The sequence below is a fragment of the Nocardioides sp. NPDC127503 genome (genome assembly GCF_040302165.1).
Lineage (GTDB): Bacteria > Actinomycetota > Actinomycetes > Propionibacteriales > Nocardioidaceae > Nocardioides.
In genome coordinates this window covers 59,667-78,589 of sequence record NZ_JBEORH010000004.1, presented here as the reverse complement: position 1 = coordinate 78,589, position 18,923 = coordinate 59,667, and the positions used below count along the sequence as shown (strand labels likewise).

Annotated in this window: 17 protein-coding genes; 9 read left to right on the top strand and 8 right to left on the bottom strand. The window is 68.6% G+C overall.

Annotated features, from left to right (window positions below):
* Positions 1-34 precede the first annotated feature (34 nt).
* From ABTW65_RS10355 to ABTW65_RS10320, 8 genes are all read left to right on the top strand, one after another.
* On the top strand, positions 35-637 hold the full coding sequence (locus ABTW65_RS10355; RefSeq protein ID WP_350659979.1) for a DNA-3-methyladenine glycosylase I: 603 nt from the start codon (positions 35-37) through the stop codon (positions 635-637).
* Between the two features lie 107 nt (positions 638-744).
* A complete protein-coding gene (locus ABTW65_RS10350) occupies positions 745-1,803 on the top strand; it encodes an iron-siderophore ABC transporter substrate-binding protein (RefSeq protein ID WP_350659978.1) in 1,059 nt (352 codons plus the stop codon).
* An 8-nt stretch (positions 1,804-1,811) separates the two neighbouring features.
* Entirely contained in the window at positions 1,812-2,843 is a 1,032-nt protein-coding gene (locus tag ABTW65_RS10345; RefSeq protein WP_350659977.1) for a FecCD family ABC transporter permease, read from the top strand.
* A complete protein-coding gene (locus ABTW65_RS10340; RefSeq protein WP_350659976.1) occupies positions 2,840-3,880 on the top strand; it encodes a FecCD family ABC transporter permease in 1,041 nt (346 codons plus the stop codon). The genes ABTW65_RS10345 and ABTW65_RS10340 overlap by 4 nt, the downstream gene beginning before the upstream one ends.
* Positions 3,880-4,695 carry an ABC transporter ATP-binding protein gene (locus tag ABTW65_RS10335; protein ID WP_350659975.1) on the top strand — a complete coding sequence of 272 codons (816 nt, stop codon included), beginning with the start codon at positions 3,880-3,882 and terminating at the stop codon, positions 4,693-4,695. Before ABTW65_RS10340 ends, ABTW65_RS10335 begins: the two co-directional genes overlap by 1 nt.
* 1 nt (position 4,696) lies before the next feature.
* Complete coding sequence (locus ABTW65_RS10330) at positions 4,697-5,611, top strand: siderophore-interacting protein (RefSeq protein ID WP_350659974.1); 915 nt, start codon at positions 4,697-4,699, stop codon at positions 5,609-5,611.
* An 83-nt stretch (positions 5,612-5,694) separates the two neighbouring features.
* The gene (locus ABTW65_RS10325) at positions 5,695-7,425 is read left to right on the top strand and encodes a sodium:solute symporter family protein (RefSeq protein ID WP_350660436.1); all 1,731 of its coding nucleotides are present in this window, start codon (positions 5,695-5,697) and stop codon (positions 7,423-7,425) included.
* A 10-nt stretch (positions 7,426-7,435) separates the two neighbouring features.
* Entirely contained in the window at positions 7,436-7,711 is a 276-nt protein-coding gene (locus tag ABTW65_RS10320; RefSeq protein WP_350659973.1) for a hypothetical protein, read from the top strand.
* A gap of 9 nt (positions 7,712-7,720) precedes the next feature.
* Here ABTW65_RS10320 and ABTW65_RS10315 read toward each other — a convergent pair whose 3' ends face one another.
* The 8 genes from ABTW65_RS10315 to ABTW65_RS10280 form a co-directional block, all read right to left on the bottom strand.
* Positions 7,721-8,482, bottom strand: a complete 762-nt coding sequence (locus ABTW65_RS10315; RefSeq protein WP_350659972.1) for a DUF4097 family beta strand repeat-containing protein — start codon at positions 8,480-8,482, stop codon at positions 7,721-7,723.
* Positions 8,483-8,556: 74 nt separating this feature from the next.
* Complete coding sequence (locus ABTW65_RS10310; RefSeq protein WP_350659971.1) at positions 8,557-9,147, bottom strand: toxin-antitoxin system HicB family antitoxin; 591 nt, start codon at positions 9,145-9,147, stop codon at positions 8,557-8,559.
* A gap of 230 nt (positions 9,148-9,377) precedes the next feature.
* Positions 9,378-12,791 carry a heterodisulfide reductase-related iron-sulfur binding cluster gene (locus ABTW65_RS10305; RefSeq protein ID WP_350659970.1) on the bottom strand — a complete coding sequence of 1,138 codons (3,414 nt, stop codon included), beginning with the start codon at positions 12,789-12,791 and terminating at the stop codon, positions 9,378-9,380.
* 182 nt (positions 12,792-12,973) lie between these two features.
* Positions 12,974-14,257, bottom strand: coding sequence for a choice-of-anchor P family protein (locus ABTW65_RS10300; RefSeq protein WP_350659969.1), 1,284 nt, complete (start codon positions 14,255-14,257; stop codon positions 12,974-12,976).
* A 265-nt stretch (positions 14,258-14,522) separates the two neighbouring features.
* Complete coding sequence (locus ABTW65_RS10295) at positions 14,523-15,581, bottom strand: hypothetical protein (RefSeq protein ID WP_350659967.1); 1,059 nt, start codon at positions 15,579-15,581, stop codon at positions 14,523-14,525.
* A gap of 171 nt (positions 15,582-15,752) precedes the next feature.
* Complete coding sequence (locus ABTW65_RS10290) at positions 15,753-16,616, bottom strand: HpcH/HpaI aldolase/citrate lyase family protein (protein WP_350659966.1); 864 nt, start codon at positions 16,614-16,616, stop codon at positions 15,753-15,755.
* Position 16,617: 1 nt separating this feature from the next.
* Positions 16,618-17,688 (bottom strand): HpcH/HpaI aldolase/citrate lyase family protein, encoded by a 1,071-nt coding sequence (locus ABTW65_RS10285; RefSeq protein ID WP_350659965.1) that lies wholly within the window; start codon positions 17,686-17,688, stop codon positions 16,618-16,620.
* Positions 17,689-17,745: 57 nt separating this feature from the next.
* A complete protein-coding gene (locus tag ABTW65_RS10280; protein ID WP_350659964.1) occupies positions 17,746-17,880 on the bottom strand; it encodes a hypothetical protein in 135 nt (44 codons plus the stop codon).
* A gap of 70 nt (positions 17,881-17,950) precedes the next feature.
* Between ABTW65_RS10280 and ABTW65_RS10275 the strand changes: the two genes are divergently transcribed.
* Positions 17,951-18,913: a GlxA family transcriptional regulator gene (locus ABTW65_RS10275; RefSeq protein ID WP_350659963.1), complete on the top strand. Its 963-nt coding sequence runs from the start codon at positions 17,951-17,953 to the stop codon at positions 18,911-18,913.
* Positions 18,914-18,923: the final 10 nt, after the last annotated feature.

Below are 18,923 nucleotides of genomic sequence, written 5' to 3'. Positions count from 1 at the left end.
GGGGCTGTCGGTGGTCGCCGCTAGGGTCGGGTGGATGAGTGAGACACCGTTCCTGGCCCCTGATGGCCAGACGCGTTGTGCGTGGGCCGGAGGGGCGCCGGAGTTCCTCGACTACCACGACACCGAGTGGGGATTTCCGGCCGGCGGTGACGTACGGCTCTTCGAGAAGATCTGCCTGGAGGGGTTCCAGAGCGGGCTTTCCTGGCGCACGATCCTGAACAAGCGGCCGGCGTTCCGGGAGGTCTTCGCCGACTTCGAATTCCACAAGGTGGCCGAGTTCGATGAGGGCGATGTCGAGCGCCTCCTGCAGGACGCGAGGATCATCCGCCACCGCGGCAAGATCGAGGCGGCGATCAACAACGCCCGCCGCGCGGTCGACCTCGTCGAGGAGCGCGGGTCGCTGGCTGCGTACGTCTGGGGATTCGAGCCCGAGCCGCTCAAGGTCCCGGAGGTGGTGGCCACCTCTGCCGCCTCGATCAGCCTCTCCAAGGACCTCAAGAAGCGAGGCTGGAAGTTCGTCGGGCCGACGACGATGTACGCGTTCATGCAGTCGATGGGGATCATCAACGACCACTCGCTCGACTGCGTGATCCGGGATCGGGTCGAGGCCGAACGGGCGGCGTTCGTCAGACCCTGACCTGTCCGCTGTGTCGTCCCAAACCCTGGGGGCCGATACCGCGTGGAAACCAGAATGTGTTTAGGCTGTCCTAACTAAGCATTGCCTAACCCGAGGTGGTTTCCCCCGTGTTCCGTCGATCTGTACTCATCGCTGCGAGCCTCGTGCTCGCTGCCACCGGCCTGGCTGCGTGCAGCACAGGCGCGACCGACTCCGCGGACAGCTCCGCGGACTCTGCCTCGAAGGCCGATTCGGGCGCCTTCCCCGTCACTGTCGAGCACGCCTACGGCAGCACCGAGATCACCGAGGAGCCGACGAACGTCGCCACCATCGGCTGGTCCGACCACGACGTGGCGCTGTCGCTGGGTGTCGTCCCGGTCGCTGCCCAGGCGATCACCTGGGGCGGCAACGAGCAGCAGTCGACCGACTGGTTCGACGCCGAGCTGAAGGAGGTCGGCGGCAAGCAGCCGGTGCGCTTCAACGCCGACACCAGCATCCCCTTCACCGAGATCAGCAAGGCTGCGCCCGACCTGATCCTGGCCACCAACTCGGGCATCACCAAGGCCGACTACAAGAAGCTCAGCGAGATCGCCCCGACCGTCGCCTTCCCCGGTGACCCGTGGCTGACCTCCTGGCAGGACTCGCTCGAGATGATCGGCAAGGCCACCGGCCGGGTCACCCTGTCCGAGGAGGTCAAGAAGGAGACCGAGGACTCGATCGCGCAGGCCCAGAAGGACCACCCGCAGATCGTCGGCGCCAGCTACCTGGTCACTGGTGTCCAGGACAACTCCAAGCTCGGCACCATCGGCCTCTACGGCGCCGGCGACGCCCGCCCGCAGATGCTCACCCAGCTCGGCATGGAGCTGGCCCCGGTCGCCGACAAGCTCGTTCCGAAGGGGCAGTTCTACACCGACGTCTCCGCGGAGAAGGCTCCCGAGCTGGAGTCGGAGGTGCTGATCAACCTCGGCTACACCGAGGGCAGCTTCGAGGCCCTGCAGAAGGACAAGCTGCTCAGCCAGATCCCGGCGATCAAGGACGGCCACTACCTCGACGTGACCGACCAGCCGCTCTCCCTGACCTTCTCCGCCGCGAGCACCCTGTCGATCCCGTACTTCATCGACGAGCTCGTTCCCTCGATCGCCGAGGCGGTCGACGGCGGGAAGGTCAACGTCACCGCGGCTGAGTGAAGCCCGCGTTGACCACACGTACGCGTCTGGCCCCGGCCGACCCGGCAGCAGCTGCCGCCGCGGTCGTCCGGGGCAGGAGGCTGCCTGGGATCGGGCTGATCCTGGCGGCGCTGCTTCTCGCGGCCGTCGCCTCGGTCCTGCTCGGTTCCGAGTGGGTTCCGCCCACCGCACTCTTCGACGACGGCAGCTTCGGGCACGCGATCCTGGAGAACCGGATCGCCCGCACCGCGATCGCCTTCGCCGTCGGCGGCGCGCTCGCGCTCGGCGGCGCCTGCCTGCAGGGACTCACCCGCAACCCGCTGGCGGACCCGGGGCTGCTCGGTCTCAACGCCGGTGCGGCCTTCGCGGTCGTCGTCGCGCTCGTGTACGTCGGTGCCACCGGCCTCGACTCGCTGCTGTGGGCCGCCTTCATCGGCTCCGCTCTGGCTGCGATCCTCGTGCACGGCGTCGCCGCGATCGGTCGTGACGGCGCCACCCCGGCCAAGCTGGTGCTGGCCGGCGCGGCGCTGACCGCGGCGCTGACCAGCTGGACCAGCGGCATCCTGCTGATGGATCACAAGGGCCTGGAAGTCTTCCGGCAGTGGCAGGTCGGCACCATCGGCAGCGACTGGGGTGACCTCGCGATCTGTGCTCCGTTCCTCGCTATCGGTGCCGTGATGGCGCTGCTGGGTGCCCGGGTCCTGGACGCGCTCGCGCTCGGCGACGACCTCGCCAAGGGGCTCGGCCGCCGTACCGGTCTGGACCGGGTGTTCGTCGGGATCGCGGTGGTGCTGCTGAGCGGCACCGCCACCGCACTGGTCGGCCCGGTCGCCTTCGTCGGCCTGGTCGTCCCGCACGCCGTACGCGCCCTGGTAGGCCCCAGCTACACGCTGGTGCTGCCGCTCTCCATCGCCGCCGGAGCCGCGCTCACCGCCATCGCCGACGCGCTCGGCCGGGTGGTGCTGCCGCCCACCGAGGTGCAGGTCGGCATCATGACGGCCGTCGTCGGCGTACCTGCTTTCGTGTGGTTCCTGCGGCGTGGACGGATGGCCGGCCTGTGAGCACAACTTCTGTCGAACCCACCCGGTCGGTCGACGTCGTACGCAAGGCCCGACGGGCCCCGCGACGACACCATGCCTTCGTGGTCGCTGCCCTGGCGGTGGTCCTCTTCGGAGCCTTCGTCGCCCGGGTGCTGCTCGGCAACTTCATCATCACCGTGCCCGACTTCTTCCGGATCCTCGGCGGGGCCGAGATCCCCGGCGCCACCTTCCTGCTGATGTCGGAGAAGCTGCCCAGGGCGATCCTCGGGGTGCTGGTCGGGGTCGCGTTCGGCAGCGCCGGCGCCGTCTTCCAGAGCACCCTGCGCAACCCGCTGGCCAGCCCCGACATCGTCGGCGTCTCGCTCGGTGCGAGCGCGTCGGCGGTCTTCGCGATCGTGGTGCTCGACCTGCAGGGGCTGGCCCTGAGCATCGCCGCGATCGTGGGTGCGATCGCGATCGCGGTGGCGGTCCGGCTCGTCGCCGGCTCCGACGGCAGCTATCGGCTCGTCCTCGTCGGAGTGACCGCCGCGGCCGCGATGACCGCGGTCGTCCACTACCTCTTCACCCGCGCCAACGAGTTCGACGCCCTGCTCGTGCTGCGCTGGCTGACTGGCGCACTCAACGGCGTCACCTGGCCCACCATCTGGATCCTGCTCGGCTTCCTCGTCGTGCTCCTCCCGGCGCTGGTCTGGACCGCCCGCTCCGCCCAGATCCTCCAGCTCGGCCCAGACGTGGCCACGGGTCTGGGCGTGAGCCGGCGGCGTACGGACCTGTTGCTCCTGATCGCCGTCCTGCTCACCGCTCTCGGCGTCGCCGCGGCCGGGCCGGTCGCCTTCGTCGCGTTCGTGGCCGGACCGATCTCGCGGGCGCTCAACGGCGGGCGCACGACCCTGGTCGGCGCTGCGCTCGTCGGCGCGATCGTGATGGTGGCGGGCGACTACATCGCCGACTATGCGGTACCCGGCGTCTCCTTCCCGGTAGGCGTCGTCACCGGTGCGTTCGGGGCGCCGTTCCTGTTGTGGTTGCTCGCCGCTGGGCGGGCTGGAAGGAAGGCTTGATGAGACTCGCTGCGGAGAGCGTGAGCCTCGGTTACGGCGCGGAGCCGGTCGTCGACGGGGTCTCGCTCGAGATCCCTGACGGCCTCACCACGGTGATCGTCGGCGCCAACGGCTGCGGGAAGTCGACCCTGCTGCGCGGGATGGCGCGGCTGCTCCGGCCCATCTCCGGGCAGGTGGTCCTGGACGGCAAGGCGGTCCACAAGCAGCCCACCCGCGCGGTGGCCAAGACGCTCGGCCTGATGCCGCAGTCGCCGGTCGCCCCCGAGGGCATCACCGTCGTCGACCTGGTCGGCCGCGGACGCCAGCCCCACCGCGGTGCGTTGAAGCGCTGGTCGCCCGAAGACGACGCGGCGGTCGCGGAGGCGCTCGAGCTGACGGACACGCTCGACCTCGCCGACCGCGTCGTCGACGAGCTCTCCGGCGGTCAGCGGCAGCGGGTCTGGGTGGCGATGGCGCTCGCCCAGCAGACCGACCTGCTGCTCCTCGACGAGCCGACCACGTTCCTCGACGTCGCCCATCAGGTCGACCTGCTCGACCTGCTCCACGGGCTCCGTTCGTCGCGTGGCACCACCGTCGTGATGGTGCTCCACGACCTCAACCTGGCCGCCCGCTACGCCGACCACCTGATCGCGATGAGCGGCGGAAAGGTCGCCGCCACCGGCACGCCCGCCGAGGTGGTCACCGCCGACCGCGTCGAGCAGGTCTTCGGCCTGGAGTCCCAGGTCATCGTCGACCCCGTCTCGGGCACACCGATGGTCGTCCCCATCGGACGTCATCACCGACCCGCTGCTCACCCCCACGCACAAGGAGCCTGACATGCCCATCCTCGCCCGCGTCTCGGTGCGCTCCGTCGAGCGCCTCTCCCCGTCCTTCGCCCGGATCGAGCTTGCCGGCGACGACCTTGCCGACTTCGGCAACGACGGCCCGACCCTCGACCAGCGCATCAAGCTCCTCTTCCCGGCCACCCCGGGCGTACTGCCCGAGCTCACCGCCGAGGACTGGTACACCGAATGGCTCGCCCTCCCCGAGGACGAGCGCCCGCGGATGCGCACCTACACGATCCGCTCGATCGAGGGGGAAGGCATCGAGAAGCGTCTGTACGTCGACTTCGTGCTGCACCCCGGCGCGCACGGTCCCGGCTCCGACTGGGCCGGCGCGGCCAAGCCGGGCGACGAGATCCTGGTCGCCGGACCCAAGCTCGGCGAGCCCTACGGCGGGATCGAGTGGCTTCCTGGTGACGCCACCCGGCTGCTCCTGGTCGGCGACGAGACGGCCGTCCCGGCGATCGTCTCGATCCTCGAGTCGCTGCCGGCGGACGCCACCGGATCGGCCTTCCTGGAGGTGCCGGTCGCTGGTGACGTACAGGAGGTCTCTGCGCCTGAGGGGCTGCAGGTCAGCTGGCTGCCGCGCGAGGGCGCGCCCGTGGGCGGACCGGCCCTGGCCGCCGTCGGTGGGCTGCTCGGCTTCGAGGCGACGCCCGACGACGTGACCTCGGTCGAGGTCGAGGACCCGGACCTGTGGGAGACCCCGGACTACTCGTCCTCGGGCGAGGAGGTCGCCAGCACCGAGAGCGGTGCGGGAAGCGGCGAGGACGGGCGCTACGCCTGGATCGCCGGGGAGTCCCGGATGGTCACCGCGCTGCGACGTCATCTGGTCAACGAGCTGGAGATGCCGCGCAAGCAGGTCGCCTTCATGGGCTACTGGCGCGAAGGCGTGTCGATGAAGGGGTGACCCAGCGCGGTTTTGAGACGTACGCGTGGTTAAGTTTGGTGCGCCCAATCAAATAGAAGGGTCTCGGAATGCAAGCAAGCATCCTGGCCGCGGACACCCTGATCCAGGCCAACGCGGTCGACTATCTCCTGATCGCCATCTACTTCGCGTTCGTTCTCGGCATCGGCTTCCTGGCCAGCCGCGGCATGTCGAGCTCGGTCGACTTCTTCCTCTCGGGTAGGTCCCTGCCCGCGTGGGTCACCGGTCTCGCCTTCATCTCAGCGAACCTCGGCGCCGTCGAGATCATGGGTATGTCGGCAACGGGGGCTCAGGTCGGTCTTCCGACCGTCCATTACTTCTGGATCGGTGCGATCCCGGCGATGCTGTTCCTGGGTGTCGTGATGATGCCCTTCTACTACGGCTCGAAGGTGCGCTCGGTCCCCGAGTTCATGAAGCGCCGTTTCGGCACCGGTGCCCACCTGGTCAACGCGCTCTCGTTCGCGCTGGCGCAGCTGCTCATCGCCGGCATCAACCTCTACCTGCTCGGCTCGATCGTGCACGCGCTGCTCGGCTGGCCGCTGTGGGTGGCGCTGATCGTGGCCGCGGTGATCGTGCTGTCCTACATCACCCTCGGTGGTCTGAAGGCCGCGATCTACAACGAGGTGCTGCAGTTCTTCGTGATCGTCGCCGCGCTGCTGCCGCTGACCCTCCTGGGCCTCCACCGGGTGGGCGGCTGGGACGGCCTGACCTCGAAGATCGAGAAGGCCGCGGCCGCCAACCCCGACACCATCGCGCCCGCCGCCGACCAGCTCAACTCCTGGCCCGGCGCCGCCCTGACCGGCTTCTCCTCCGACTTCCTCTCGGTCGTCGGCATCGTGTTCGGTCTCGGCTTCGTCCTCTCCTTCGGCTACTGGACGACCAACTTCGTCGAGGTCCAGCGCGCGATGGCCGCCGACTCGATCTCGGCGGCGCGGAAGACGCCGATCATCGGCGCCTTCCCGAAGATGTTCATCCCGTTCATCACCATCTTCCCCGGCATGATCGCGGCGGTCCTGGTCACCGAGATCGCACAGACGAAGGCGGGGGAGTCGGTCGCCGGCGGTGCCTCGGGTGAGGGCGTGACGTACAACGACTCGCTGCTCTACCTGATGGCTGAGGTGCTGCCCAACGGTCTGCTCGGCCTGGCGATCACCGGTCTGCTGGCGGCGTTCATGGCCGGTATGGCCGCCAACGTCTCCGCGTTCAACACGGTGGTGTCCTTCGACATCATCCAGGAGTACATCATCAAGGACCGCCCCGACGACTTCTACGTGAAGCTCGGCCGGTGGGCGACCGTCGCGGCGACCGCCATCGCGATCTTCACCGCGATCCTGGCGTCCAACTTCTCCAACATCATGGACTACCTGCAGACCCTGTTCGGGTTCTTCAACGCGCCGCTGTTCGCGACGTTCATCCTGGGTATGTTCTGGAAGCGGATGACCGCGACCGCCGGCTGGATGGGTCTCGTCTCCGGCACCTTGGCGGCGGTGACCGTCGGCATCCTCGCCGACGGCACGCTCGGTGGCCTCTCCGTCGGTGTCCTGCCCCTCTCCGGCCAGGGTGCGTCGTTCGTGGCTGCCGGTGCGGCCTTCTTCGTCGACATCATCGTCAGCGTGCTCGTCTCGCTGGTGACCGCGCCGAAGCCGGAAGGCTCCTTGAAGGGTCTGGTCTACTCCGAGACCCCGCCGGAGGACCTGGTGGATCCCGAGGACGCCGGCCGCCCGTGGTGGCAGCGCCCGGTGCCCCTGGCGGGCGTCGCGCTGGTCATGGTCACCATCCTGAACGCGATCTTCTGAGGAGGCTGAGATGTCCACTGAAACCAGCAAAGGGTTCCTGGGAACGCTGCTGTCGCTCTTCGACATCCGCAACGTGATCGGGTCCCTGCTCACGATCTACGGCGTCATCCTGCTGCTGATGGGCCTGTTCGGCGACCCCGAGGTCGACAAGACCGGCGGGCCCAACGCCAACCTCTGGGCGGGCATCGTCCTGCTCGTCATCGGAGGCGCCTTCATCGCCTGGGGTCTGCTCAAGCCGGTGGTGCCGGACGCTCCTGGCGCCGACAAGGCGAACGAGGAGGAGTAGCCCCCGGGCTCAGAGCCCGATGAGGGTGATGTCACCACTCACGGTGGTGGTGCGGAGCTCGACGTAGGGCTCACCCGCGGCCGGTGCGCCAGCGCTCTCGACAGTGCTGGTGCACCGGCCGGTCACCGTGTTGACGTCGGTCCACACCGGGGTGCCGTTCGGGATCCCGATGCGTACGTCGGAGGAGGCCCCCTTCACCGAGATACGCCCCGCGCTGACCGAGTGGATCGCGAAGTCGCCCGCGCCGGTCGAGTGGCTCACGTCGCCCTCGACCTCGTCGATCTCCACGGTGCCGGAGCCGGTCTTGGTGTGCAGGTCGTGGACCGTACCGATCCGGATGTCACCGGATCCGGACTTGATCGAGGCGCGCCCGTCGAGGGTGTCCGCCTCGATGTCGCCCGAGCCGGACTCGACCTGGAACTCCTCGATGACCCGGTCGATCCGTACGTCGCCCGACCCGGTCTGGAGCCAGGCTGCCCGGAGGACGCCCTGGGTGGCGATGTCGGCGGTTCCGGTGCGGGCTCGCAGCTGGCTGCGGGCCGGGACCGTCACGCTGATGTCGTAGCGCCGCGAGCGGTTGAACGGCCCCTTGTGCGGGTCGATGATGTTGATCGTGTCGCCGCTCTGCTCGACGACCAGACTCTCGGCGTCCTCGCCGTCGATCTCGACGACGGTCTCGTCGGTGTCGGTCGCCTGGACCTCGAGATTGCCCTTCCCGAACTCGACGAAGAGCTTGGCGGGGGCGGTGGACATGAAGGTGTACGTGCTCATGATGGTGCTCCTCAGGGTGTGCTGATCTACCGGACCGGCCGGGCGGCCGTCCGTGGTCGTGCTGTGAGCTCAGGTCAGAGCCAGCCGGTCATCCGGCGGTCGGACCTGCCGCGAAAGCTCTCGCGGAACGGATCGAGGCTGCTCATCGCCTCGTTGACGATGTGTGGGATCGCGGAGAGGTCGACGTCGACGTTGACCGCGTTGTCGCGGGTCGCCGCGCGCACCGCGCCGACGAGCCAGGTGTTGAGCGACTGGCCGGCGTCGGCCGCGGCCTCCTCGGCCTTCGCCTTGAGCGACTCCGGGATCCGGAGGGTCACCCGGGCGAGGTTGTCGTCGCCCTCCGGCTCCGGCGGGGCCGGAGGAGCCGGGGGAGTGGGCGGTGTCGGTGGCGTCGGCGGCGTCGGGGGAACCGGCTCGGTGAGCTCGGGAAGCGTGACCCCGAACTCCAGGTCGCGCCCTCGCAGACGTACGTCCACGTTGCCCGTCGGCAGCTCCGCCGTGATCTCCGCGGCCGCCTGACTCACCGCCTCCATCACCGCCAGCCGAGCGGCCGGGTCGAGTGCATAGGTGAGCCGCTCTGCGGTCTCCCGCGCCTCCGGCCCCGATGCCTCGGCCGCGGCCAGCAGGTCCCGTCGCAGGCTGTCGATGTACGGCGTGATGTCCATACGCACCACTATGACATCATGATGACGTCATCACAACCCCAATCTGACATCACGTGACGTCAGTCCCCTCGCCGAGGCGCCACCCCGGCCGGCCGAAACGTCAGGTGCGTCGGTCGAGTGGGCACACTGGTGCCATCTCGGCCGACGCGAGCGACGCCTCGCTAAATGACGATGACACCTTGTGAATCACTCACAAGGTGTCATCGTCTGGTGCAGCGGACTGCGGTGGGTCAGAGGTCGAAGAGCGACCCTGCCTCGTGGATGTCGACGTCCGTACGCGGCGCGTGAGCCTCTCCGCTCACCGCCGGTGCCGGCTTCGGCTCCGGTGCCTTCTCGGGCTCCGGCTCGGGCTCCGGCTCGGCCGGCGTCTCCACCTCGACCGCCGCTTCTTCGGCAGGTGCGGCAGGTGCCTCGTCGGCCACCGTCTCCGGGGCAGCCTCGGCCACGGGAGCGGCCTCAGCCGGGGCAGGAGTGGCCGGAGCCGCAGCTGCGACCGTGCCCTCCGGCGCCTCGATGTCGAAGAGCGAGCCGAGGCTGTCGAAGTCGACGTCCGTCTTCGGCTCCGAGGTCACGCCCGAACCTGCCGCAGGAGCGGCGGGTGCGGTAGGCGCAGCGGGTGCGGCCGGGGCTTCGGTCGCGGTCTCGGCCGGAGCCGGGGCCTCGACAGGAGCCGCAGGCGTGGGCTCGCTGGCGGGGATGTCGAAGAGCGACCCACCTGCGCTGAGGTCGATGCTCGGCTCTTCGGCGGCCGGCTGAGCAGCCGGGGCCGCGGGCTCGGCTGCCGGGGCAGCCTTCGCCTCGGGGGCCGGTGCGGCCTCCTCGGCCGGTGCTGCCGGGATGTCGAAGAGCGAGCCGCCTCCACCGAGGTCGACAGCAGGCTCCTCGGCCGGCGCCGGCGCTGCCGGCGCAGCCGGCGCGGCCTTCGCCTCGGGTGCGGCAGCAGGCTCCGCCTCCTGAGCAGGTACGTCGAAGAGCGACCCACCCGTCCCGAGATCGGCAGCAGGCTCCTCAGCAGGCTTGTCGGCAGGAACGTCGAACAGCGAGCCACCCGAGGCGGGCTTCTCCTCGGCAGGCGCCTCCGCAGGCGTGTCGAAGAGCGACCCGCTGTCGTCGAACAGCGAGCCACCGGAGGCCGGCTTCTCCGGCTCAGCGGCCGGAGCAGGGGTGTCGAAGAGCGATCCGCCACCCGACGTACCGCCCGAGGCCGGCTCGGCCGGGGCAGGGCTGTCGAAGAGCGAGGACGCGTCGGCCGGAGCCTTCGGGGCCTCGGTGGTCTCGGCGGGGGAGTCGAACAGCGACGAGCCCGCAGCAGCGGTCGCAGCACCGGCGGCCGGAGCGGCCTCCTCGACGGCCGGAGCAGCCTTGGCGGCGGCGCCGACCTTCGCACCCTCACCCGGGGCCAGCTTGGTCGCCTGCTCGCCCTTCACGGACGCGAGCAGCATCTGCGCGACGTCGAGCACCTCGACCTCTTCGCGCGCGGCACCGTTGGCCTGAGCCTTGGTCAGACCGTCGGAGAGCATGACGCGGCAGAACGGGCAGCCGACGGCGATCTGGTCCGCACCGGTGGCGACGGCCTCGTCGGTGCGGTTCTCGTTGATCCGCGACCCGATCTTCTCCTCCATCCACATCCGGGCGCCACCAGCACCACAGCAGAAGGAGCGCTCGGAGTTGCGGGGCATCTCCTTGTATTCGGCACCGGGCATGATCTGCAGCAGCTCACGCGGCGGCTCGTAGACGCCGTTGTGGCGACCGATGTAGCACGGGTCGTGGTAGGTGATCGAGCGCTTGTGGGCGCCGGCGCCGTCGGAGACCGGGGTCAGCTTGCCCTCGCGCACGAGGCGGTTGAGCAGCTGGGTGTGGTGAACGACCTCGAGCTCGATGCCGAACTCCTTGTACTCGTTCTTCAACGTGTTGAAGCAGTGAGCACAGGTGGTGACGGCCTTCTTGACCTTGAACTCCTTGAACGTCTCGACGTTCTGCTGAGCCAGACCCTGGAAGACGAACTCGTTGCCGGCGCGGCGGGCGGAGTCACCGGTGCAGGTCTCGCCGTTGCCGAGTACGCCGAAGGAGACGCCGGCCATGTCGAGCAGCTCGGCCACGGCGCGGGTGGTCTTCTTGGCTCGGTCCTCGTAGGCGCCGGCGCAGCCGACCCAGAACAGCCAGTCGACCTCCTCCAGCGACTCGATGTCCTTGCCGACCTCCTTGACGTCGAAGGGCAGGTCCTTGGCCCAGTCCATGCGCGCGTTGGCGTTCATGTTCCAGGGGTTGCCCTTGCCCTCGAGGCCCTTGAAGAGACCGTTGAGCTCCGAGGGGAAGTTGGACTCGACGAGCACCTGGTAGCGGCGCATGTCCATGATGTGGTCGACGTGCTCGATGTCGACGGGGCACTGCTGGACGCAGGCACCGCAGGACGTGCAGGACCAGAGGACGTCCTCGTCGATGACGAAGCCGCCGTCCTCCGGGTTGTAGAACCAGTCGAGGACCTCGGTGTTGCCGCCAGCACCCTCAGGAGCGCCGTCGGCCTTGCCGATCAGCGGCTTCTCCTTGAGGTCCGAGTCGCCGGCAGCGGCGTACGCGTGCTCACGCAGGCCCATCATCAGCAGCTTGGGCGAGAGCGGCTTCTCGGTGTTCCAGGCGGGGCACTGCGACTGGCAGCGACCACACTCGGTGCAGGTGGTGAAGTCGAGGATGCCCTTCCAGGAGAAGTCCTGGATCGAGCCGACGCCGAGGATCGCGTCCTCGGGGATCCGGTCCTCCTCGACGTCCTCGAGGGTGACGGCCTTGCCGTCGATGAGCATCGGCTTGATCGCGCCGAGTGCGGTGCCGAGCGGGCGCGCGCCCTCAGTGGTGGACGTACGCGACCCCGGCTCGCGCTTGAACCAGATGTTGAACCAGGCGGTGAAGCGGTGCCAGGCGACACCCATCGTCAGGTGGGTGGAGACGACGGCCAGCCAGATCAGCGCAGTGATGATCTTGAAGGTCGCGATCGCGTAGATGACGTTCTCGAGCGTTGGGATCGCGTCGGTGCCGGTGGGGTAGAGCCCCCCGAAGAATTGCGAGATCGGGAAGTGGAACGCGGTGGCGTGCTCGGCGACCTCGCCGCCGTGGGCCTTGGCGAGGTTGTACTCCGCACCGCGGATGAACAGGATCGCCGCGCTCTCGAGCAGCACCATCGCCTCGACGAAGAAGGCCTGCCACTGCGTGGAGCCATAGAACCGCGTGCCGCGGCCCATCTTCGAGGGCAGATGGGTCACCCGGTAGATGATCAGCGGGATGATGCCCAGCGCGCCGAGCAGGCCGAGGAGCTCGGCGAGCCACTCGTACGCGAACAGCTCGCCGATGACCGGCAGCGTCCACTCGGGGTCGAAGAGCTGGAAGTACGCAGCGCCGACCGCCGTCGAGAGCAGCAGGAACGCGGCGAAGGCGAACCAGTGGAGCACGCCGACCCAGGTCCACTGCAGCATGCGCGTGTGGAGGACCGTCTCTTTCAACATCGTCAGGGTGCGGGCGAGTGGCTGGTCGACGCGGCTGATCGGCGTACCGATCTTGATGACCGCGAGCATCGACCGGACCGCCTTGATCACCAGGTAGGCGGTGGCCACCGTTGCCGCAAGACACACGACGATGGCGATGATCTGCAACATGCCTAGGCGCTCCTCATCAGGGGGCAGGACTGCCGGAATGAACCGAGCCTAATGCTTCAGGTCGGTTCGACTGCGTATGGGTGGGTTGATACTACCCGTGAGTAACTTCAGAATGAAGAAACGGCCCGCGACCTGGTCAGGACGCGGGCCGTTTCTTAGGACAGCCTCAGTGGATCAAGGCTTCACGCGTTCGAGTTCACCTTGAACTTGGCGTGACCGATGTTGACAACGGTCTTGGTGCCCTCGGTGGCGTCGAGGAGCGTCAGCCGCAGGGCGACGACCTCGATCAGGTTCTTGCTGCGCTCGGTGATGACCTTGGTCTCGATCTTGGCCAGGCCGGGGATGTCGACGCGGGAGAGCGCCGACTCGAGCTGGGCGAGGGAGACCTTCTGGTCGCCGATGTAGATGTCACCGAACTTGGTGCCCGAGATGGACGTCGTGGCGCCCTTGCCCTTGACGAACTTCGCGTTCGCCTGGGCGCGGATGGCCTCGATGCGGATCGCACCGTCGCCGATGTTGACGCTGGCGACCTCACCGAAGGTGTAGCCCTCGGCGGTGGTCTTGGTCTGGTTCGAACGCTGACCGCTGGTCAGGCCCTTGACGTCCACGATGTCGCCCGCGTCGCCCAGCGGAACGCCGGCGATGGACTTGGTCTTCAGCTTGCCCTTGGTGCCGGCGCAGGACGCGTTGGTCAGCGGGTTCTTGCCGACCTGGACGGCACCGCCGAGAGCGGTGGCGTCGATCGAGTCGGCGAAACCGCGGAAGGTCGCGGAGTAGGCCTGGCCGTTGATCTCGGCGCGGGAGCGACCGACGATGACCTCGGAGTCGGTGCCGTGGAGCTTGATCCAGATGCCGTTGGCGTAAGCCTCGGCGCCGTCGGCGTTGGTCTTCTCGACGGTGTTGCCCAGACCGATGGTGGCAATGCCCGGGATGACGAGCGGCTTGTCATTGCCGGGGATCGGCAGGTCGATCTTCTGGCCGGGGCCGGCCGGGTCGAGGACCACGTGAGCGATCTTCGCCTTGGAGTCGGCCTTGTAGGCCTTGCCGTCCCACCAAGCCTGGGACACCGAGCTGAGGCCCTCGACGGTGACCTTGCCCAGCGGGCTCTTGTCGAGCACGACGTCGGCGATCTTGTGCTCCGAGATGGACTTGACCGTCGAGCCGGACTTGACCGTGCGCTGCTTGGTCGTGGTCGCGCCGATCGTGCCGACGCCCGGGACCTTGGCACCGGCGGTGTTGTTGTTGACGTCGTAGCCAGCCTTACGGGTGCACCCGATCGTCTGGTATCCGAGGTCTCCCGAGTTGGCCGGGATGCTTCCACCGGTCACGCGGGTGCCGAAGCCGGCGGCGAACATCCCGAAGGAGGTGTTCGTCAGCGCGGCCTGTGATGGCGCCGGCACAACCAGGACTGCGCCGACGACGGCGGCAGCGGCTGCGGACAGCGCGAACGTACGGATGCTTCGCATTGTTGGTTGGACTCCGATTCTGCGGTGGGGATCCCCCAAGATCCCCGCAACGGGGCCGTGCCACCTGCCAGATCCGGGGGAACCTGGCGCACTCCCGAGTTAAGGGGTGGCACATCGCTCAAACGAGGGAAAACCACGGAAGTTATCGGGACGGAGGTCCTATTTCTAGATGGCCCGCTCTTGCCATGGGTAACCCACCCGGGCATACGCAAACGGGGCCGTGACCTCGGATGAGGTCACGACCCCGTTCTGGGTCACTCGATGACTACCGGGTCAGGTCGAGCTGAATTCCGGTGAGACCGTCGATGACGCCCGTCACCGTGTCGAGCACCGGGGCCACCACGTTCTCGCCCAGCGACGGCTGGGTCGGCACAGGGGTCGGCTCGGGCTCGGGTTCGGGCTGCGGTTGCGGAGCGGGCTCCGGGGCCGGTTCGGGAGCCGGTTCGGGAGCGGGGGCCGGATCCTTGTCCGACAAGGTGTCCCCCTCCTGCGGGGTGGAGACCGTCCCGCTGGAGGAGTGAGCGCCCCCGTAGCCCTCGGCGGTGGAGGGCGCATCGTAGTCGCCGCTGGAGTGCTTGCCGGCGGAGGTGGTGCCGGCGGCCGCGGGGGCGAAGGGAGATGTCGTCTCCGGCGCGATCACGCCAGGGGCATCGATGACCTTCTGGGCGGCGGTGTCGACCACGGGTACGGCGTCGTACTGGCCGGCGTGGGCCTTGACCTGCTGGGTCTCGACGCCGGGGCCGACGTTGGCCTGGGCGAAGGCGCCGATGCCGGCTGAGGCGATCGCCATTGCCGCGAGCGGCAGCAGTACGGCCTTCTTGTTGCGGGCGCGGCTCTTCGGAATCCGGTGTTCCTCGACCACGCCGTTCCGGGTCGGCACCTGCGCGGCGGCGTACGACGGCATCGCCGGGTTGGCGAACATCACCGGCCCGGCGGGGTGGAACTGCTGTGCCGTGTAGGGGCTCGGCTGGTAGGCGTACTGCGGCAGCCGGGTGTGTGGCGGCATCGGGCGCTGGTAGGTGGCCCGCGGCGGCTGGGAGCGGTCGGCATCGGGGTGTCGCAGGACGAGCGCCGTGCCGGGCTGCGGCTGTGGTGTGTACGGCGTGTGACGCGGTCGCACTCGCTCCGCGGCGGGGTTCGTCTTGGGATTGGTGAACCACGACTCGTCCGCCGGCGACAACCCCTCGAGAGCGCGGCGAGCGATCTCGAGGGGTTCGGGCGCGGTGTCGTTCGTGGGGAGCATCGGTGTGGCGGGGTGTCGAGCCGGCGTGGGAGGGACGTTCTGGTGGTCCCCCGTCGCGGGCCGACGATTCGCTTCAGTCATCTGACGCTGTCTCCTGAGCGCGTAGCGAGTGTCGGTAGTGTCGCGCAGCACGTAACGGAACCAGAATCTCGCCTACTTGTCACCTTCTTCTCAGAAAAAAGTTACTGACAAGGCGAAATGCACGCAGGAGGTAACGAGGAAGATACGCCCGGGGGTATATCTTCCTGTGGATTACAACGCTGCGATGGCCTCGGCGATGCTCAACGTGCGCCGCGCGGACTCGACGTGGAGGTTCTCCACCATCTTGCCGTTGTAGGTCACGACGCCGCCGTCGCTCGCCTCCCAGGTCTCGATGAGACCCTTGGCTTCGGACACCGCCTGCTCGCTGGGCGCGAAGCCTGCATTGGCGCCCTCGACCTGGGCCGGGTGGATCAGGGTCTTGCCGTCGAACCCGAAGATGCGGCCCTGCTCGACCTCGGCCGCGTAGCCCTCGGCGTCCTTCACGTTGTTGTAGACGCCGTCGAGGATGACCTTGCCGCTCGCGCGCGCGGCGAGCACGGACAGCTGGAGGCTGGTGACCAGGTTGGCGCGGGCCGGGACGTGGTCGACGTACAGCTCCTTGACCAGGTCGTTGGTGCCCATGACCAGCACTGTCAGCCGCTCGGAGGCGGAGGCGATCTCCTCGGCGTGGAGGATGGCGTACGGGCTCTCGATCATCGCCCAGAGCTTGGTGTGCTCCGGGACGCCGGCCTTCTCGAAGGCCGCGACGAGGTCGTGCACCTGCTGGGCGCTGTTGACCTTGGGGACCACGATGGCGTCGGGTCCTGCCTTGGCGGCGGCGGCCAGGTCGTCGGCGTGCCATTCGGTGTCGGCGCCGTTGATGCGGATGGTGAGGTACTTGTTGCCGTACTCACTCGACGTCACGGCCGCGGCCGCGTTCTCGCGCGCCTCCGGCTTGGCGTCGGGGGCGACGGCATCCTCGAGGTCGAGGATCAGCGCGTCGGCGGTGATCGTCTTGGCCTTCTCGAGGGCACGCGTGTTGGAGCTCGGCATGTAGAGAACCGAACGCAGGGGGCGGAAGGTCGTCTCGGTCATCTCAGTCCTCGATCTCGATGGCGTCGTAGAGCTCCTTGAGCTTCGGGTCGATGGCAGCCAGCTCCTCGGCGAGGTCGACGAGCACGAGGCACTGCTTGAGACTGGCGTCGTCCTCCATCTTGCCGTCGAGCATGACTGCGCCGGTCCCGTCGCCCATGGCGGCGACCACGCGGCGGGCGTGCTTGATGTCCTCGACGCTGGGGGAGAAGACGCGGTTGGCGATCTCGATCTGCTTGGGGTGCAGGCTCCAGGTGCCGACGCAGCCGAGCAGGAACGCGTTGCGGAACTGGTCCTCGGCCGCGACCACGTCGGTGATGTCGCCGAACGGGCCGTAGTAGGGGTAGATCCCCGCCGCGGCACACGCGTCGACCATCTTCGCGATCGTGTAGTGCCACAGGTCCTGCTGGAAGACGGTGCGGTTGCCGTGGATGTCGCCGTCGACTGGATCCTGGCGGACCAGGTAACCCGGGTGGCCGCCGCCGACTCGGGTGGTCTTCATCTTGCGGTCGGCCGCGAGGTCGGCCGGGCCGAGGCTGATCCCCTGCATGCGCGGGGAGGCGAGCGCGATCTCCTCGACGTTGGCCACGCCGCGCGCGGTCTCGAGGATGGCGTGGATGAGGATCGGCTTCTGTACGCCGCCCTTGGCCTCGAGCTGCGCGAGCAGCCGGTCCACGTAGTGGATGTCCTCAGGGCCCTGCACCTTCGGCACCATCACGACGTCGAGCTTGTCGCCGATCTCGGTGACCAGGGTGACCAGGTCGTCGAGCACCCACGGGGAGTCGAGCGAGTTGATCCGGGTCCACAGCTGCGTGGGACCGAAGTCCGTCTCGGAGGCGATCTTCACCAGACCCTCGCGCGCGGCGACCTTGTTGTCGGCCTTGACGGCGTCTTCCAGGTTGCCGAGGAGTACGTCGACGGTGCCGACCATGGCGGGCACCTTGGCCGCCATCTTCGGGTTCGACGGGTCGAAGAAGTGGATCGCGCGACTCGGCCGCGCCGGGATCTCCCGCAGGGGTGCGGGAGCGCCCACCGCCAACGGTGCGAAGAAGTCCTTGGGGCTCTTGTGACTCATGCCGGTCACCCTAACGGCCGGGGGTTACCGGTCGGTAGGCGTCTCGGCTTGTAACGATCACGACCGGCGTCGCGAGGGATGGTCCTTCGGAACCTTGGCGCCGTGACGGACCCGGGCGCCGGCGTCGAAGCCGGCGAGGACGGAGCGGACGGTGTTGCGGACCTTGCTGGGGTTCTTCTTGTAGTTGGTCATGACTCCAGAGTGCTCTCGTGGAGCCCTCTGGAGGAGTGGCAGGATTGACTAAGAGTGATAGATTCTTGCCATGCCTGCTAAGCCGTCCATCGCCATCCCGATCGTCGACGGGATGACCCTGTTCGAGATCGGGATGCCGCTCGAGGCGCTCGGCTACGACTGGGACCACGACGCCAGCCCGCTCTACGACGTGGTGCTGTGTGGCGACCTGCGTGGGGTGCGCGTCCACGGTGGGCCGCGGCTGACGCCGCAGCAGCCGATGGCCGCGCTGACTGAGTTCGGAACGGTGCTGGTGCCGGCGATCCGGCCGGGCGAGCCGATCAGTCCGACCCTGGTCCGGGAGCTCCGCCGGGCAGCTGCGGGCGGCGCCCGGATGGTCTCGCTGTGCACCGGTGCCTTCGCCCTGGCCGAAGCCGGGCTGCTCGACGGTCGCCGCGCGACGACCCATTGGCGGTGGGCGGAGGTGTTCCGGCGTACGTATCCCGGGGTCGACCTCGACCCGCGCGCGATCTACGTCGACGACGGCGTGCTGACGAGCGCGGGCTCGGCCGCCGGGCTGGACCTGTGCCTCCACCTGATCCGCACCGACCACGGCCAGCATGCCGCCAACACCATCGCCCGCAACCTGGTCATCGCCTCGCACCGCGACGGCGACCAGGCGCAGTACGTCGCAGCCGACCCGCTCACCGAGCAGGCCCACTGGCTCGACGAGCTGCGCACCTGGCTCCGCGCCAACCTGCACGAGGACATCACCCTCGAGCGTCTGGCGGCGGCCGCCGCGGTCTCTCCGCGCACCCTCGCCCGGCGCTTCGAGCGCGACCTCGCCACCACGCCGATGCGCTGGGTCGCCGCCGAACGCATCGCGGTCGCCAAGACGCTTCTCGAGACCACCGACCTGCCGATCGAGCGGATCAGCCACGAGTCCGGCTACTACTCACCGGTGACCTTCCGGGCGGGGTTCACCTCGGAGGTCGGCGTGACTCCGGGGCGCTACCGGTCGCGGTTCTCGCACCGCCGAGAGGTCAGAATCTGACGTCGAAGCG

Excerpts from the sequence above, each read along its gene's own strand:
- ABTW65_RS10355 (WP_350659979.1), top strand. The coding sequence starts at position 35 with ATGAGTGAGACACCGTTCCTGGCCCCTGATGGCCAGACGCGTTGTGCG.
- ABTW65_RS10335 (WP_350659975.1), top strand. The coding sequence starts at position 3,880 with ATGAGACTCGCTGCGGAGAGCGTGAGCCTCGGTTACGGCGCGGAGCCG.
- ABTW65_RS10330 (WP_350659974.1), top strand. The coding sequence starts at position 4,697 with ATGCCCATCCTCGCCCGCGTCTCGGTGCGCTCCGTCGAGCGCCTCTCC.
- ABTW65_RS10320 (WP_350659973.1), top strand. The coding sequence starts at position 7,436 with ATGTCCACTGAAACCAGCAAAGGGTTCCTGGGAACGCTGCTGTCGCTC.
- ABTW65_RS10315 (WP_350659972.1), bottom strand. The coding sequence starts at position 8,482 with ATGAGCACGTACACCTTCATGTCCACCGCCCCCGCCAAGCTCTTCGTC.
- ABTW65_RS10310 (WP_350659971.1), bottom strand. The coding sequence starts at position 9,147 with ATGGACATCACGCCGTACATCGACAGCCTGCGACGGGACCTGCTGGCC.
- ABTW65_RS10305 (WP_350659970.1), bottom strand. The coding sequence starts at position 12,791 with ATGTTGCAGATCATCGCCATCGTCGTGTGTCTTGCGGCAACGGTGGCC.
- ABTW65_RS10300 (WP_350659969.1), bottom strand. The coding sequence starts at position 14,257 with ATGCGAAGCATCCGTACGTTCGCGCTGTCCGCAGCCGCTGCCGCCGTC.
- ABTW65_RS10295 (WP_350659967.1), bottom strand. The coding sequence starts at position 15,581 with ATGACTGAAGCGAATCGTCGGCCCGCGACGGGGGACCACCAGAACGTC.
- ABTW65_RS10290 (WP_350659966.1), bottom strand. The coding sequence starts at position 16,616 with ATGACCGAGACGACCTTCCGCCCCCTGCGTTCGGTTCTCTACATGCCG.
- ABTW65_RS10285 (WP_350659965.1), bottom strand. The coding sequence starts at position 17,688 with ATGAGTCACAAGAGCCCCAAGGACTTCTTCGCACCGTTGGCGGTGGGC.
- ABTW65_RS10280 (WP_350659964.1), bottom strand. The coding sequence starts at position 17,880 with ATGACCAACTACAAGAAGAACCCCAGCAAGGTCCGCAACACCGTCCGC.
- ABTW65_RS10275 (WP_350659963.1), top strand. The coding sequence starts at position 17,951 with ATGCCTGCTAAGCCGTCCATCGCCATCCCGATCGTCGACGGGATGACC.